The 18471-nt window shown below is 40.4% G+C and carries 11 protein-coding genes; all 11 read left to right on the top strand.

Annotated features, from left to right (window positions below; genetic code table 11):
- The first annotated feature begins 272 nt into the window (after window positions 1-272).
- The 11 genes from Q0110_RS17645 to Q0110_RS17595 all read left to right on the top strand — a co-directional run bounded on the left by Q0110_RS17645 (window position 273) and on the right by Q0110_RS17595 (window position 17900).
- On the top strand, window positions 273-851 hold the full coding sequence (locus Q0110_RS17645; protein ID WP_297909612.1) for an RNA polymerase sigma-70 factor: 579 nt from the start codon (window positions 273-275) through the stop codon (window positions 849-851).
- 63 nt (window positions 852-914) lie between these two features.
- Window positions 915-1928, top strand: a complete 1014-nt coding sequence (locus Q0110_RS17640) for a FecR domain-containing protein (RefSeq protein WP_297909609.1) — start codon at window positions 915-917, stop codon at window positions 1926-1928.
- Window positions 1929-2184: 256 nt separating this feature from the next.
- Complete coding sequence (locus Q0110_RS17635; protein WP_297909606.1) at window positions 2185-5523, top strand: TonB-dependent receptor; 3339 nt, start codon at window positions 2185-2187, stop codon at window positions 5521-5523.
- Window positions 5524-5536: 13 nt separating this feature from the next.
- Window positions 5537-7393, top strand: coding sequence for a RagB/SusD family nutrient uptake outer membrane protein (locus tag Q0110_RS17630; protein ID WP_297909604.1), 1857 nt, complete (start codon window positions 5537-5539; stop codon window positions 7391-7393).
- 19 nt (window positions 7394-7412) lie between these two features.
- The gene (locus Q0110_RS17625) at window positions 7413-8108 is read left to right on the top strand and encodes a DUF3823 domain-containing protein (RefSeq protein ID WP_297909602.1); all 696 of its coding nucleotides are present in this window, start codon (window positions 7413-7415) and stop codon (window positions 8106-8108) included.
- Between the two features lie 27 nt (window positions 8109-8135).
- Window positions 8136-9296 carry a glycoside hydrolase family 130 protein gene (locus Q0110_RS17620; RefSeq protein ID WP_297909600.1) on the top strand — a complete coding sequence of 387 codons (1161 nt, stop codon included), beginning with the start codon at window positions 8136-8138 and terminating at the stop codon, window positions 9294-9296.
- 11 nt (window positions 9297-9307) lie between these two features.
- Entirely contained in the window at window positions 9308-10474 is a 1167-nt protein-coding gene (locus Q0110_RS17615) for a glycoside hydrolase family 130 protein (RefSeq protein ID WP_297909597.1), read from the top strand.
- A gap of 556 nt (window positions 10475-11030) precedes the next feature.
- Complete coding sequence (locus Q0110_RS17610) at window positions 11031-14312, top strand: TonB-dependent receptor (RefSeq protein WP_297909594.1); 3282 nt, start codon at window positions 11031-11033, stop codon at window positions 14310-14312.
- 10 nt (window positions 14313-14322) lie between these two features.
- On the top strand, window positions 14323-16086 hold the full coding sequence (locus Q0110_RS17605) for a RagB/SusD family nutrient uptake outer membrane protein (RefSeq protein ID WP_297909591.1): 1764 nt from the start codon (window positions 14323-14325) through the stop codon (window positions 16084-16086).
- Between the two features lie 16 nt (window positions 16087-16102).
- Window positions 16103-16945, top strand: a complete 843-nt coding sequence (locus tag Q0110_RS17600) for an endonuclease/exonuclease/phosphatase family protein (RefSeq protein WP_297909588.1) — start codon at window positions 16103-16105, stop codon at window positions 16943-16945.
- A gap of 37 nt (window positions 16946-16982) precedes the next feature.
- Window positions 16983-17900 (top strand): endonuclease/exonuclease/phosphatase family protein, encoded by a 918-nt coding sequence (locus Q0110_RS17595; RefSeq protein WP_297909585.1) that lies wholly within the window; start codon window positions 16983-16985, stop codon window positions 17898-17900.
- Window positions 17901-18471 lie beyond the last annotated feature (571 nt).

Below are 18471 nucleotides of genomic sequence, written 5' to 3'. Positions count from 1 at the left end.
TTTATATTTGGATACTTATTTGTAATCTTGTACTTGGTTCTGATAAGACTATGTCGGTTTATATAAATGAGAATAAGATAAGATGAAGAAAAACAGTAAGTAGCTAAATAATGGAATTACCGATGGTAGAAAACAGCTAAATAAAACGTAAGCTAGATTATTGCTATATAGATAATTGGACTAAAAATAAGACATAGTCTTATCAGAACTCATGTATATATACGATAAATATACAGAAAGGAGATAAGATTTGTATGGTGGGGATATGTAATATGAAAGTGGTAGGGAGTTTGCTTATAGATCTAAAGAATGGAGATGAAAAGGCTTTTGAGACTCTGTTCTGGAAATATAATGAGCATGTATATCATTTTATCTACTCATTACTATATGATAAATCTATGGCAGAAGATCTGACTCAAAATGTTTTTCTTAAAATCTGGGAGAAACATGAGATGATAGATGCGGAACAAAATTTTGATGCCTATCTATTCACCATAGCCCGTAATTTGGTTTACAAAGAGACGGAGAATCGATTACTTTCCGAGAAGTTGACGGAAAGTCTGCAACGACAGCTATCAGACGTTGATTCGCTTATGGAAGAACAAATCGACGCAGAGTCTTTACGTGAATATATCAATAGCTTAATAGAAGAATTACCACCATCCCGCCGGGAGATATTCCGTTTGAGCCGTCATGAGCACTTATCCTATAAAGAAATAGCGGAACGCCTTTCTATTTCAGAGAAAACCGTAGAGACACAGGTGAACAGGGCTTTACGTTTCTTGAGAGATCGGTTGTCTTCCAACAACCTATTGGCGGCATTACTACTACTGCTGATTAATAAATGTTAAATCTTGGTTTTTTGAAATACCTTGTAGGGGAATGCCCTCTCTTGGAGATATACTATATATACGATGGCAGAAAATAACACATATATTGATTTGTTAGACCGCTTTATGAGTGGTAGCACTTCACCGGAAGAAGAAAAAGAACTTCTGGAGTGGTTTAGGAACGTTCGTTCGAAAGATGAGATATTCTCATTCTACAAACGGAAATGGGAAGAAGTGTCCGGGAAAGAATTATCGGCAGATATACAAGGGCAGATGTTCCACAAAATCAAGCGCCGGATGGAAACAACTACAGCGGCAGGAAAAGAAGCTGAGGTAAAAGAGTTGCCTTATAAAAAATATTTAGGGAAGTGGTGGTCGTATGTAGCTGTTATTCTTTTATGTGTGAGTCTGGGTATAGGATCTCATTTATATACACGTGATATAGGTGGGAGCCAGCAGGAATATATCGTATCGGCAGAAAAAGGGCAACGTGCTAGCTTGACCTTACCGGACGGAACGAGAGTTTGGCTGAATTCTCATACCCATATCACGTACAATGGGAATTATGGAAAGGATGAGAGAGCGGTTTACCTATCCGGCGAAGCCTATTTTGAGGTCGCTAAAGATAAGAAACATCGTTTTGTCGTGAAGGCTGGAGACTTGGAGGTGGAAGCTTTAGGTACGGCGTTTAATGTCAAGGCATATGATGAGGATAAAGAATTGACGGCGACCCTATTTGAGGGAAGTATCCGGGCTGTCGTGGGAAATGAAATGGCAATTTTATCTCCGGATCAGCATGTTCGATTCAATAAGGTTAGCAGGAGGTTATTGGTAGAAAGGCCTACCAATTCCTCGTATGCCCGGATGTGGAGGAATGATGAGTTGGCATTTGAGAGCGAGACTTTGGAGAATATAGCCGTATTGTTGAACCGGATGTATAACGTACAAGTCAAATTTGCTTCGGAGAAGATAAAACGTTATCGTTTTTCGGGAGTTATAAAGAATAATAGTTTGGATAATATCTTTGAGATAATAAGCCTTACCGCTCCAATTTTATACGGAGCAGAAGGTGATACGATAACACTGAGAGAGAAATGAGATAAGTATTTTTGTTAACCTTAAAATGATAATGCCTATGATATAAAAGAAAGAAGAAAAAATAAAGGGACAGCTCCTTTAGGGGTAAAGACCTGTCCCGAATATATTGTTTTTATAAGCATAAAATCATGACATATAAAGTTCAAGAGGATAAGGCAACTGGCGGGTTGTCTCTATCTATAGATTTATTGCCATGAATTTTATCTTGTAAAGTTACCTTTTATTATTTATATACTATATAAAAAAACACTTAAAAATGAGTAACATCAAGCGAATTTTTTTACGGGCGATTCTATGTTCGTTTACGTTAGCCTCTTCTGGTTTATCTGTAATGGCTCAAATAACACTTACTCTTAAAAACCAAACGATGCGTGAGGTGATTAAGGAAATAGAGAAAGTAAGCGACTATCGTTTTTTTTATAATGATGATCTACCCGGGTTAAGTACCCGGATCTCGGTAGATGTCAAGAATGCCAGTATACAAAATGTATTGGAACAAATCTCTAAGCAAACATCCATTACTTATGTTTTAAAAGATAATAGTCAGATTGTATTGTCATCTAAAAACACATCTGTTACTCAACAACAGAAACGAGTGATTACCGGTACCATCATGGATCAGAATGGAGAACCGGTGATTGGGGCTAACGTAGTTGAAAAAGGAACGACGAATGGAACGATAACAGATCTGGATGGTCATTATTCCTTGGAGGTTTCTTCTCCGCAAGCGACTTTACAAATATCTTATATCGGTTATAATACATTAGACGTGGCGATTGCCGGACAAACTGTGTTAAATGCCTCTTTACGGGAAGATACTCAAAGACTGGATGAGGTGGTAGTCGTAGGATATGGCGTACAAAAGCGTGCGTCTGTAACCGGTTCCGTGTCTTCTTTACAGACAAAGGATATCGTTTCGGTCAAGACACCGAATGTGACAAATGCCTTGGCTGGTAAGTTACCCGGATTACGGGCAGTACAAAGAAGTGGCGCTCCCGGAGATGATGCCGCGAGTATCGATATTCGTGGTTTTGGAAGTGCATTGGTTATTGTAGATGGGGTAGAGCGCGATTTTACTCAGATCGATGCAAATGATATAGAGTCTATCAGTATATTGAAAGATGCTTCTGCCGCCGTCTATGGTTTTAAGGGAGCTAATGGAGTTATTTTGGTAACAACTAAAAAAGGAGAGATCAGCAAGCCTAAAATCTCGTATAATGGCTATTATGGTTTCCAACAGGTGACCCGGTTCCCTGAGTTATATAATGCGTATCAATATGCGACCTTATGGAATGAGGCGCAAATGAATATTGGAGTACAAGCGCCATATTCTCAAGAAGAAATTGAAAAATATAGGACAGGCACAGATCCCGCTTATTCAAGTACAAACTGGTGGAAAGAGATAACGCGAAAAGCGGCTCCTCAAATGTACCATAACTTGAATGTATCTGGAGGAACGGAAAAAGTGAAATACTATTTTTCCTTGGGGTATACAAGCCAAGATGGTATTTGGGTCTCGGGAGACCAAAACTATCGTAAATACAACGTACGTTCTAATGTTAGCGCGGAGATCACGAAAGGTTTAACGGTTGGTTTACAACTTAGTGGCCGTTTAGATACTCGAAATAAACCTTATGACCAAAGCGTCTTTAAAGATGTATATTTGTCGAGTCCGTTGAAAACGGTGTATGCCAATAATACGCCTCCTTATTACAATACCGCGGGTAATGAACCTAACCCGATGCAGGTAATCAACTCAAGCGAAGTTGGATATGATAGGAGAGATCGTCGGGAGTTTAATGGAGCGTTAACTATAAATTGGGATTTACCTTGGGTAAAAGGTCTATCAGTAAAGGCGTTATTATCATATGATTATAATAATCTATTCGAAAAGAAATGGTTCAAGGAATATTATGAATATCAATATGATGCGGTAAATCAAACTTACAATAAGATAACTAGGCACGCTCTTTCTACATTGGATGAGAAAAATGAGAATTCATTTATGCCTAATCAGCAGTATTCCATTAACTATCATAATACGTTCGGTAAACATGATGTCGGCGCTTTATTATTGTGGGAAATGAGGAATTATCGTAAAGACTGGTTTTCTGCTTATCGCCAATTTTACGTAAGTGCTCTTGATCAAATGAATGCGGGTGATAATACGAATAAGAGTAATGATGGAAATGCGGAAGTTTCTGCTCATGAAGGTTTGGTTGGACGTGTGAATTATGCGTATGATAGTAAATATCTGGCCGAGGTAAGTTTCCGTTATGATGGTTCTTATAAATTTGCGAGTAATAGTCGCTGGGGATTTTTCCCAGCTGTTTCTCTGGGATGGAGAATATCGCAGGAGGCTTTCTTCAAGGAAAATGTATCGTTCATAGATAATTTAAAGATCCGTGGATCTTATGGAAAAGTTGGTGATGAGGGAGATTTTGACGCTTTCCAATATTTAAGTGGTTATAAATATCCTTCGGGTAATTATGTGTTAGGCTCTGACGGGCTTTCGAATGGTGCGGAAGATAAAGGGTTGCCTAATCTTAATTTAACGTGGTATGAGTCTACAACAGCCAATATCGGTTTTGAGGCATCTGCATTAAATGGCCTGATCTCGGCAGAGTTCGATTATTTTGAACGCCGCCGTAAAGGATTATTAGCGGATCGTTTATTGACCTTGCCTACTTCATTTGGAAAGAGTTTGCCACAGGAAAACCTAAATTCGGATAAAACAAGAGGTTTTGAGCTTGTGCTGACACATCGTCATAAGATAGGTAAAGTTTCTTATAGTATAAGCGCGAACTTTACGACTACCCGCGAACTGAATCGTTATGTGGAACGTGCTGTTTCTGGTAATATGTATGAGAATTGGAGAAACAATACGAATGATCGGTATAAAAGCATAGTTTGGGGGTATGAGGCATTAGGGCAGTTCCAGAGTTTTGAGGAGATACTGAATGCCCCAATCCAAGACGGTAATGGAAACAAGTCTTTGTTACCTGGAGATATCCGGTACGCTGATATTAACGAGGATGGTATTATTGATGATAAAGACAAAAAGCCTATTGGACATAGTGATACTCCGAGTATGTACTATGGATTAAATCTATCGGTAAACTGGAATGGTTTTGATTTTACCGCGTTTTTTCAAGGAGCCGCAGGGCATGAGGTGAAAGTTTTCGAGACATTCTTGGATCCATTTATTCAACAAGGATTGGGTAATGGCGTGGTTTTCTGGGAAAATCGTTGGCATCGGGAAGATCCGTCAGATGTAAATAGCGCATGGATTCCAGGTGATATGCCAGCTGTACGCCCTACAGGATTCAGCTTGAATAATGAGGCAAGTACATGGAGTTTGCTGAAAGCGAATTATCTACGACTAAAAACAATAGAGTTAGGTTATACTTTACCGAAGGCTTGGTTGGCGAAAGCGGGATTGGAGAATGTCCGGATTTATGTGAACAGTTATAATCCATTGACAATAACTAAGGGTGGAATGATGAAATATATGGACCCGGAGAACTCACAGGAAAACTTACAATATTACCCGCAAATGAAGTCTTATAATTTTGGTATTAATTTAACATTCTAATATTGGAACTTTTATGAATACGATAAAATATTTTAGTAGTTTGATTTGTGGCATCACGTTTCTTTCCTTTACGAATTGTAATTATTTGGATAAAGAACCGTTTGATTTGATTACTCCAGACCAAGTTTGGGAAGATCCTAAACTGATAAATGGGGTATTGGTAAACTTGTATGATAAGATGCAATTGGAGGATTTCAACTACTGGTATGATAGTGACTACCGTTTGATGAACTTGACAACAATGTCTGATGAAGCACAAGGCTCCTTCCAAAAAGATCCGGTATTTGATAATGGAAACGCTACTTATACGTATGCGGATGAGTTGTTCGGTACTTTTGCAGATCCGTATAAAGGTATTCGTAACTGTAATGATTTTCTCGCTCAGCTAAAAGAGGCATCATTGGATGAGTCAGAAAAAATATCTTTGGAGGCAGAGGTACGTTTTATTCGTGCTTGGCATTATTTTACATTGGTAAAACGTTATGGTGGGGTTCCTTTAATTACAGAATCTCAAGAATACAATGGGGTAGATCAGTTGGAATCTTTGCAGCTTCCTCGTTCTAAAGAAGAAGAAGTATATAGTTTTATTGTTAATGAATGTAATGAGATCGCGGAGAATTTACCGTTGCAACGAGACGCTGCCGGAAAATACCGGGCTGATAGAGGAACGGCGTTGGCTCTTTGTTCTCGTGCTGCTTTATATGCAGGATCTATCGCTAAATATGGAACAGTTCAACTAGATGGTATTGTGGGTATTCCTTCTGAAAAGGCGAATAGTTTTTTCCAAACTGCGTATGATGCTTCTAAAAAAGTTATAGATTTGGGAGTTTATGCTTTATATCTGAAAAAACCGGATGATCGAGCTCAGAACTATTGTGATATGTTTTTGAAGGGTAATGGAGATAATGGAGAATATATTTTCCAAAAGCAATATAATGTAGCTGGAGGAAAAGGACATGACTTTGATAAACGTAACGCTCCTTTTTCGTTTCGTGCCGGAGGCTGGGGCTGTGGTGCGGCTCCCACGCTTGAGATGGTTGAGGAATATGAGTATGTAGATGGTTCAGAGGGTACTTTGGTCTTAACCAATGAAGATGGGTCTGCACGTGCTTTTGATGATCCGTTAGAGTTGTTTGCTAATAAAGACCCGAGATTGTTTGCCTCTATTTATTTGCCGGGGTCTGCTTGTAAAGGTGATATCGTAGAGTGGAGAAGAGGTATTATTAACTCGAACGGTGAGAAGATTCAAGCAACAAAACAGCCGGATGCGGTAGAGAACTATGTGGATCCATCTACCGGGATCACATATAATGTATCGGGTAAAGATGGAGGAGCAGATGCGGGTGACCCATCTAAAACGGGCTTCTATCAGAAAAAATTCTGGGATGAGACGTTAGCAGACTTGAATATGGGTAAGTCGGAGACTCCTAGACCGGTCTTCCGTTTGGCTGAGATGTATTTGAATTTAGCGGAGGCTGCCGTGGAGATGGGAGGAAAAGAACAGGAAGCTTTGGATGCCATCAATGCTATTCGTGAGCGTGCGGGGATCGCTAAACAGACTTCTATCGATATTCAGAAAGTACGTCATGAGCGTAAGGTTGAGCTGGCGTTTGAGGGACACCGTTATTGGGATATGCGCCGTTGGCGAATCGCTCATTTGGATGTAGAGCAGGGAGGTTTGAATGGTTTCCGAGGTTCTGCCCTTTATCCTTGGTTGGATACTCGCACTCAGAAATATGTATTTGAGCGTGGGAATAAGCCTCCGAAACAGGTACGTTTATTCTTGGAAAAGAATTATTATGTGAAGATCGGATCGGACGACATGAACTCGAATCCGAAATTGGTACAGAATCCCGGTTATACAAATTAATTTTAAATGTAGTAGAGTTATGAGACTTATAAATATATGCTTTTTGTCATTGGTGTCTTTATTCCTGATGACCTCTTGTGTGAATGAGTTGGATAATTATGAAGCTCCGGATGGTGGAATTTATGGTACGGTACTAGATGCTGAGACAAATCAGCCTGTGCCTCTGCCGGTACAGGGTTCTACGGGAGTGATTATAAAGTTGATGGAGCAAGGGACGGATGCTACCAAAACGGTGGATTTCTATGCGAAGCAAGATGGTACTTTTAATAATACTCGTATATTTAACTGTGATTATTTGATCACGATAGAAGGGCCTTTTGTGACTTCGGAAGAGGTTCGGGCGACTGTGAATGGACAAACAGAAGTAAATATTCCTGTAATTCCGTATGCCAGAATTGAAGCTTCTGCTTCTGTATCCGGGAAAAAAGTATCCATTAACTATCAAGTGAGCAAGACTCAGTCTTCTTATACAACGGATGAGGTGTATGGTTATTGGAACTTTGCGCCGGGTGTAGATGATGGTGGAGCGAATCAAGCGGGGAAGGTTACAGTGAATGAATTGTCTGGAACAATTACTTTTGACTTAGCTTCTGATCAAACATTTTTGGATAATGAGTATAAGATTAAAGCAAATGGTAATAAAGTCTATGTACGTGTAGGAGCGAAAACGGAAGGAGTGATTAATTACTCTCAAGTAATGGAAGTTAATTTGTAGTTATTTTGTAAATTAAGATAGTAATATATGAATTATTTAAAGCTAATACCAGTATCGTTCTTATGCGTTTGTCTTTTGGCATGTGGTAATAAGACGAAACAGTCTCCGACAGAGGTGATAGTTGACAACACAAATGATCTGCCTGCATGGGCTTTGGGCGATTTTGTGCGTCCGGAAGGGGGGAATCCTGTGATTACTCCGAATCCGGATAGTAAATTTGATTGCCCGATGCGTAAAGCTCCGGTAGGATGGGAAGAGAGTGATACGTTCAATCCTGCGGCAGTGGTGAAAGATGGGAAGATTTGTGTTTTGTATCGTGCGGAAGATAATTCTGCCACGGGTATCGGAAAACGTACTTCTCGGATTGGATTGGCAGAAAGTATAGATGGAGTTACGATGGAACGGCGTGCCGCTCCTGTCATGTTCCCTGCCGAGGATAATATGAAAGAGTTTGAATGGCAAGGTGGTTGCGAGGATCCTCGTGTAGCGGTTACGGAAGACGGGCTTTATGTTATGATGTACACCGCATGGAATCGGGATGTGCCTCGTTTGTCTGTCGCTACTTCACGTGATTTATTGACGTGGGAGAAGCATGGCCCGGCTTTTGCGAAAGCTTATGATGGACGTTTTAAGGATATGGCGTGTAAGTCTGGTTCTATTGTCACGAAATTAGTGGACGGTAAACAAGTTATAACGAAAGTAAATGGTAAGTACTTGATGTATTGGGGGGAGCAAATGGTTGCGGCAGCTACTTCTGATGATTTGATAACTTGGACTCCGGTGTTGAATGACCAGAATGAGTTATTGGGCTTAATTTATCCTCGTGAGAATTATTTTGATAGTGCCTTGACCGAGTGCGGGCCTCCTGCTATCATGACGGATAAAGGAATCTTATTACTTTATAATGGTAAAAATCAAAAGGATGATAGGAGAGATCCTCGTTTTAATGCAGGTACTTACAGTGCTGGACAGGTATTGTTTGATTTGAATGATCCTTATAAAGCGATCGCTCGTTTAGATGTTCCATTTTTCCAACCAATGGCTGATTTCGAGAAGAGCGGTCAGTATGTAGATGGTACTGTATTTATTGAAGGGTTGGTGTTCTTTAAAGGCAAATGGTATTTGTATTATGGTTGTGCGGATTCTAAAGTTGGGGTAGCTGTTTATACCCCAACCTTGAATTCCTAAAGTCTGAATATATGTGGTTCTATAATAGATTATTTGTATGCATATTTATTCTGTCTTTTTGTGGTCTGGCAAATGCTCAAGTCGACACTTCAGCCTATAAAGATTGGATGATTGGCCCTTTCGAGAAGGAGCCGGAAGGGATCAATCCGATACTTGGTCCGAATTTTGATAGTAAATTCTATTGCCCCCTTGAAAAGAAAGAGGTTAGATGGGAATCAAGGGCTATCATTGGTGGAGCTGCGGTAGTAAAGGATAATCAGATCTTTATGGTTTATCAAGGTGAGGATGACAGCAGGGGCTACAATCTTCATACTCATGGAAGTCCGGGTATTATGAGATTAGGGTTGGCCGTTAGTTCTGACGGAATAAATTTTACACGACGAGGTCCTGTATTATATCCTCAAAATGATTTATTTCTGGATAAAGAACGAGGAGGAGGTTGCGAGATCCCCCGTTTGGTGGAATCTCCTGATGGGGACTATGTTTTGTTGTATGATGGTTGGAACCAGTCGGTTGCCAGACTAATGGTCGCGACCTCTAAGGATTTGGTGAACTGGAAGAAAGAAGGTTCTCCTTTCTCTAAATACCATGGGGATAAATATGCGGGCTTATGGTCTAAATCTGCTGCTATCATTACAGAATTAAAGGATGGAAGACTGGTTGCCGCAAAGATAAATGGTAAATATTGGATGTATTGGGGGGAAGAGGGTTTGTATATTGCGACCTCGGATAATTTACGGGATTGGAAGATGCTGGAAAATCCGGATGGGTCTCCCAAGGTCTTATTGCCTAAACGTGCGGGAAAATTTGATGATCGTGTGATAGAAGGTGGGTATGCGCTCAAAACGGAAAAGGGAATTGTTGTTTTTTACAATACGTTCCGTTTCCGACAAGAGGGGGAGACCGGAGAGCCTGTTCTTGCTTCGGGATTAGGACAAGCTCTAGTCGATCCTAATGATCCAACAGTATTATTGGATCGTTCAGAAAAAGCATTCTTGAAACCTGATCGGGAATATGAGGTACAAGGTGCCGTAAATAACGTGGTGTTTATGACAGGACTTGTTTATTTTAAAGGGAAATATTATCTCTATCATAATGGTGGCGATCGTATGTTGTGTGTTGCGGTCTCTAGAAGTAATGACTTAGCCCATCAAGTCTCAGGAGATCCAATCGAATAATAGACGATTCCCCAGATAAAACTTTTAAAGTTTTGAAAGCACGTATGTTCTCAAAAGGAGCATACGTGTTTTTTTATGAGAAAAAAGTATCTTGCATTACTAAATAAACAATAATTTTACTAATTTTGTGTCATTAAGTCTTGAGAAAAGACATAGTCTATCCGTATAGTTCGCTTTTTAAAGGCTGTTTCAGACTTAGTTCCGGGAAGACTATGGTTCTTGATAATACATAAGTCATTTTCCCGTACACTATTATAATCCTATTTTTTCTTTCAATCTTTTTATTAGATCAATCATACGCTATCCATATTTCGGTTATCGTTTGATCTATAATCGTTTACGACTAAAAATCTTTTTATTGAAAATCATAGTCTTCCCGGAACTCGTTTGTCTTGTTTTTTTCTGGTATGAGAGAATGTAAGTAGTGTAGTTAACCTTAAAAAAGAGAAGCCTATGTAAATATACGGAATGAATGTAAGAAAAAAGAAGGAGGTAGACCTGCCTGTCTTTATTTGTTATCTAATAAAAATCTATGTATTATAAAAAACTTTTACAAATGAGTAATGTCAAGCATTTTTTCTTCAAGGCTTTGTTTTGCGCATCATTATTCCCTGGCGTAAATACCCCGATGGCCTTGTGTGCGAATAGTCATGATATGGCGACTTTACCGGAATCACAACAACAAAGAAAAGTGACCGGTATCGTTACAGATTTGAAAGGTGAACCTATTATCGGTGCTAATGTGGTAGTGAAAGGTTCTACAAACGGAACGATTACGGATATTAATGGTAACTTCTCCATCGAGGTAACTCCGAATTCGATACTTCAAATTTCTTATATCGGCTATGTAGCTCAAGAGATACCGGTAGGAGATAAGAATAATCTGGTTATTTCTATCCATGAGGATACCCAGAAATTAGATGAGGTCGTAGTCGTAGGTTATGGCACTCAAAAGAAAGTAAACTTAACAGGTGCCGTGGAGCAAGTAACAAGCGAGGTCTTTGAAAACCGTTCCGTATCGAACGCTACCCAGATGTTGCAAGGCTCTATCCCGAACTTGAATATTCAGTTGACAGATGGTAAGCCAACCCGTACAGCTAGTTATAATGTGCGTGGTACGACCTCTATCGGTCAAGGCGGGGATGCCTTAGTCTTGATTGATGGTGTTGAGGGAGATCCGTCTATGTTGAATCCAAATGACATCGCAAGCGTCTCTGTATTGAAGGATGCGGCCTCTGCCGCTATTTATGGTGCCCGGGGTACGTTTGGCGTGGTATTGATTACGACGAAAGAACCGGCGAAAGATAAGACTTCTATTACGTATACGGGTAACTTCTCGCTACAACGTCCGGCTACGGTTCCCGATGTAGTGACGGATGGGTATATGTATGCTGAGCGCTTCTATGAGGCTTATCATGCATGGAACAATTATTCGGCAGATCCGAAGAATATTAATAAGACCCAAGATTTTTCTCTTGGTTGGTTGGAAGATTTCAGGTTGCGAAAAGAACAAGGTATTACCTCGGAAGTCGAGACAGATGCAAGCGGCAAGTATGTTTATTACGGAAATGCGGATTATTATGATGCCTTGTATAAGAAAAATACTTTTGCTCAAGATCATAATTTGTCGTTGACCGGGAGTAACGGTAAATTGAATTATTATATATCCGGTCGTTTCTATGGATATGATGGCTTGTTCCGGTATAATACGGATGACTATAAAACGATGAATTTACGTGCGAAAGGTTCTATCCAGTTGTTTGATTGGTTGAAGGTTGAGAATAATATGGAATTTTCGAATATGGACTATCATAATCCGATGAATGTGGGTGAAGGTGGTTCTATTTGGCGTAACATATCTGATGAAGGACATCCTTGTGAGCCGATCTTTAATCCGGATGGTAGCTTGTCTTTTTCTGCCGCTTATACGGTAGGTGATTTCATCTATGGAAAGAACGGTATCGATACAAATAATAAGGTATTACGGAATACGACTAGCTTCACGGCATCATTCTTAAACAATAAATTGCATGTAAGAGGTGATTTTACATTTAGGAATACGGATAACAATAAGACACAACGCCGTGTCCCGGTTCCTTATAGCAAGGTGGAAGGAGAGAGTTTGCTGTTGAGCGAGAAATACAATGACTTAAAGGAAACGACCAGTAAGACTGATTATATAGCCACTAATATTTATGCCGATTATGAGGATACGTTTGCGGACGCGCATTATTTTAAAGGTATGGTCGGTTATAATTATGAGCAATCTCAGTATAAGAATCTAGAGGTTCAGCGGAATGGCTTGTTATTTGATGATACGGATAATATTAACCTGGCCTTGGGAGATGCGATTACTACTTCCGGCAAATATACCCGTTGGCGGGTAGCCGGTGGATTCTTCCGGTTGAATTATGCGTTTAAGGATCGTTATCTGTTGGAGGTGAACGGTCGTTACGATGGTTCTTCAAAGTTTCCTACAAATCAGCAATGGGCATTCTTCCCATCCGTATCGGCAGGTTGGAGAATCTCGGAGGAACCGTTCTGGAAAGTGAATGAGACAATTTTCTCGGATATGAAGATCCGTGCTTCTTATGGCTCATTGGGAAATGGTAACGTAGATCCTTATAGCTTCTTGGAGCTTTTAAGTATAAAAACTTCCGACCGGGTATTGAATGGAGCTTTAAATAAATATACTAGCGCGCCTGCCGTTATGCCAAGTGGCCTCACTTGGGAAACCGCGACTACTACCGATGTCGGTCTTGATTTCGGTATGTTAAACGGGCGTTTCCGTTTCTCCGGCGACTACTACATCCGTAAAACTACAGATATGTATACGGTGGGTAAGACACTTCCGGAAATTTTCGGTGCCACCTCCCCCAAGGGAAACTATGCAGACATGACAACAAAAGGTTGGGAAATCACATTGACCTGGCGCGATCATTTTGATCTGGCTAGCAAACCGTTTAATTATGAGATCAAGGGAACTCTGTCTGATTATATTTCAACCATAGATCGTTATAATAATGAGAATAAGTACCTGGATGATTATTATGAGGGCATGCGGGTCGGTGAGATTTGGGGATACGAGACCGAAGGCTTGTTTAAAGATCAGGCAGATATTGATAGTCATGCGACCCAGAATTTAATCAAGTCATCTTCCAAGAATATTTGGTATCCGGGAGATGTGAAGTTAAAAGACCAAGACGGGAATGGCGCGATTGATTATGGAACGAACCGGGTCGATGATCATGGAGATTTGAAGGTAATTGGCAATAGCTTGCCTCGTTTCGCTTATAGTATTAACCTAAGCGCTGATTGGAATAACTTCTTTATATCGGCATTCTTCCAAGGTGTAGGAAAGCAGGATTGGTATCCTAGTTCGGAGTGTATTTTCTGGGGACAATATAACCGTCCGTATAACAATTTACCGACATGGCATGTCGATAATTATTGGACAGAGGATAATCAAGACGCTTATTTGCCTCGTTATGCGGGTTATAATACATCTATTAGAGATACGAAACAGACTCGTTATCTACAGAATGTAGCTTATATCCGTTTGAAGAACCTGCAATTTGGCTATACGTTGCCTAAACAGTGGATATCGAAGATCATGCTTCAAAATGCGAGGGTTTATATCTCGGCAGAGAATTTGTGGTGCTGGTCTCCCTTGTATAAACATACCCGTGATTTGGATGTGACAAATATTTATGGCTCTGACCCGGATTTGACGGATGCGGATATGAAATCCGGCTTGAACGGAGACCGGGGTAGTGGCGATGGCAATAGCTATCCGCAGATGAGAAGCGTAAGTTTAGGCGTATCAGTAACTTTTTAAATCTTGAGACATGAAAAAACTAATATATTCTTTTGTATCGACTTGTCTGTTATTGGGCGCTTGTTCGATGGATGAGTCTCCAAAATCGGAAATAGACAAGGAATCCATATTTAATAATGAGAAAGGACTCCAGACATATTCTTATTCCTTTTATGATATTTTACCTTCTATCAGTAATGGATATAAGAAAGACGCGATGTGTGATTATGGTGCGGTAACGAGTTTCGACTCTTTTTTGAGAGAAGGAGCTTATTCCGCGGAGGTCGCTACGGGCTGGTCTTCCGATGATTGGAAGGATCTACGCAATTTAAATTATTTTATAGAGAATTGCGTGAGCGATCAGTTAGATGAGTCTGTCCGTAATGATTATATCGGATTGGCTCGCTTTTTCCGTGCTTATTTCTATTACGAGAAAGTACTCCGCTTTGGAGATGTACCATGGGTGGATAAACCATTGAACATTGATGATGAGGAGTTGTATGATGAACGTGATCCCAGGACATTGGTGATGGATAAGGTTTTGGAAGATTTGGATTTCGCATGTGAGCATATCAGCCGGACGAGTGATGGGACAGGATCTTTGGTGACCAAGTGGGTGGCTTATGCCTTGAAATCCCGTATTTGCCTGTTTGAAGGCTCTTTCCGTAAATACCATACGGAGTTAGGATTGGTCGATACGGCTGATAAATGGTTTCAGGAGGCTGCTGACGCCGCTGAGGTCGTGATGACGGAATCCGGCCATTCCTTGTATACAGGGGCGGGAACAGAAGGCTCGATGCGTGCTATATTCATTAGTGATACGCCGATCACAAGCGAAGTAATGTTGGCTAGTTGCTGTGACGTAACTTTAGGTAAGCTTGGTGACGCGAATTGGTGGTGGACATCGGGTACCTACGGTTCTCGTTTTAGCATGACCCGTGCGTTTGTCAACACGTTTTTGAATATTGATGGAACGCCGTTTACGGATCGTCCGGGATATGAGACGATGTTGTTCTATGATGAATGCCAAGATCGTGATATGCGTTTAGCGCAAACAATTCGTACTCCGGGTTATCAGAGAGACGGGGAGCCTGCCGCTCCGAATTTCAATGGTTATACATTTACCGGTTATCAGCCGATTAAGTATACGTTGGACGCTACTCATTACGACGCTGGAGCTTTGAATACAAACGCCATACCTCTTTTCCGTTATGCGGAGGTGCTGTTGAATTATGCGGAAGCCAAAGCGGAATTGGGTACATTGAGTGATCAGGATTGGAGTAAGACGGTTGGAGCCTTACGTGCCCGTGCCGGTATTACGGGAGGATTAAATGCTAAGCCGGTGAAAGTGGATACGTATCTTCAGGATACTTATTTCCCTAATATCTCAGATCCCGTCTTATTGGAAATCCGCAGGGAACGTTCCATTGAACTTGCCTTGGAGGGATTCCGCTTCTCGGATATCAAACGCTGGAAGTTGGGAAAATTGATGACTATGCGCTGGACGGGCATTTATGTCCCGAAATTGAATGAGCCAATGGATCTTGACCATGACGGTACAATGGATGTCGTGTTCTATATCGGTAGTAAACCGGAGAATTTACCGGCTAGTTGTACGCCGATATCAGTGGGTGATGATACCCAACAAGGGTTGACACAGGGTACATACGGAAACCTCACTTGGTCCGACAACGATCCTAGGATCTGGTATGATGATGATCGTCAATATTATTATCCGATCCCGGCGGCAGCGATTCAGAAGAATCCTAATTTGAAACAGAACCCGGGTTGGTAATTAAAGTAAGAATCGTATGAGAAACCTGGTTATAGTATTTATTTCCTTGTTCAGCTTCTGCTGCGGGATATTCGGGCAACAGAAATGTCAATTGAACGTAGGCAGTTTTAACCTGCGGTATGATAATGACGGAGATAAAGATGATTCTTGGACGCATCGGAAAGATATGGCCGTGTCGTTGGTACATTTTCATGACTTTGATGTCTTTGGAATTCAAGAAGGATTGATTCATCAAGTAAAGGATTTGGTGAAAGATGGTACGTATGCGTTTGTCGGTGTAGGCCGGGATGATGGAAAAGAGGCTGGAGAACATGCCGCGGTCTTATTTAAGAAAGATCGGTTTGAATTATTGGACTCGGGAAATTACTGGTTGTCGGAGACACAGGATAAGCCCTCTTTTGGTTGGGATGCGCAATGCCGGAGAGTTTGTTCATGGGCGAAGTTGAAAGATAAGGTTTCGGGAAAGGAATTTTATTTCTTTAGTGTGCACTTCGATCATGTCGGTAAAGTGGCCCGTCATGAATCTGCCTTGATCATGTTGGCTAATATTAAAAAGATAGTGGGGGATTCCCCTGCTATCTGTGTAGGTGATTTTAATGGTACGCCGGATTCAGAGCCTATACAAATACTGAAATCCGATGGTTTACTGTTAGACTCACGGGAAATCTCAAAAACGCCTCCCTATGGAACGGTAGGAACGACAAATCAATTTAATTTGAATGCTCCGATGAAGAATCGAATTGACTACATTTTCGTTACCAAGAATATTCACGTGAATAAATATGGTACGTTGAATGAGTGCCAATACGGTCATTTTCCTTCAGACCATTTCCCGATTATGATTGAGGCTGAATTTTGAGTTTATGGGTTAGAATGTTTTATATAATTATAAAGATATGAAGAAGCTAATTTATTCTTTCTTATTTGTTCTTTGCTCTGTGTTTGCATTGCAAGCGGAGTCTATGGTGGTTGCCACTTATAATTTGCGTAACGCGAATGCGGGTGACTCTACGAATGGTAATGGCTGGGGGCAACGTTATCCGTATATCGCCCAGTTGATACAGTTCCACGGTTTTGATATTTTCGGAACTCAAGAAGGTAAGCATCATCAATTGCAGGACCTTAAGAATGCGATGCCCGGTTATGATTATATCGGGGTAGGCCGTGATGATGGTAAGCAAGCCGGGGAATACTCTGCCATATTTTACCGTAAGGAGAAGTTTGAGGTACTGGATCATGGAGACTTTTGGTTGTCTACGATAACCGACCGTCCTAATAAGGGATGGGATGCTGTTCTTCCTCGTATTTGTACATGGGGTAAATTCCGGGATAAACAAACCGGTTTCACCTTTTTGTTCTTTAACTTGCATATGGATCATATTGGCGTACAGGCCCGTGCGGAAAGTGCTAAGCTTATCCTTAAGAAGTTGAAGGAATTTCCGGAGGAGTTACCAGCGATTTTAACAGGAGATTTTAATGTGGATCAACATAATGAATCCTATTTATTACTAGATAATTCCGGCATTATGAGGGATTCTTATCAGATTGCGGATTTCCGGTATGCACCCAACGGCACATTTAATGCTTTCCATGCAGACCGTAAAACGGACAGTCGTATTGATCATTTATTTCTTACGAAAGAGTTTAGTGTGAAAAAGTATGGTATCTTGACGGATACATACCGCTCGGAAGCGAAAGAGAATACGGAAAAAGAACAGAACGCTAACTTTCCAAAAGAAGTTTCCATGCAAAAATATGTTGCCCGTACACCATCTGATCATTTTCCTGTAATGATTGTGGTAGAAGTAAAATAATCATAACTTTAAGAAAAATGGGGGGCGATCATTAAAGGTCGCCCTTATTTTATAGAAATAGAATAGAGGTTCTACTTTCTCATCCTTTCTGAGCATTTATTCACTCTCCCATCATAGATAGAGTTGAAAGAAAAGAGTGTATGGAATCTAATTTGTTGGTTCTGTAGTCGGCAATTAAGACAACTTGGTATATTTCATAATCTACAGATGTATTTATTTTTCAAGAAAATAAATATTAAAATAACAAATCAAATAATAATTTTTCTACTTTTGCGTTGCTGGAGGCTTGAGAAAAAGATGTGATTAATCCCTTATAAAAGATCTTCTGAGGGTTATTATGACTGAGTCTCGTCAAGACTATGGTCTTGTTGATGGACTATAAATCCTTATATCACATATACTTATGATCTGATTCTCCTTCTTCTGAAATTTTAGATTCCTCAACTAAGCATCGTTTTAAACTCCGGTTACGAACTGATTTTGTTCTCTTTATGTCTTCGTTCTTCTTCTTTTCAGCCATAGTCTTGACGAAACTCTTTTAATCAGTAAAGGTGATTGTGAATATTCATGA

The sequence above is a fragment of the uncultured Parabacteroides sp. genome (assembly GCF_947855115.1).
In the GTDB taxonomy this organism is placed as follows: Bacteria; Bacteroidota; Bacteroidia; order Bacteroidales; family Tannerellaceae; genus Parabacteroides.
Note: the sequence above shows the minus strand (reverse complement) of the source record. Positions and strands in the feature narration are given on the sequence as shown.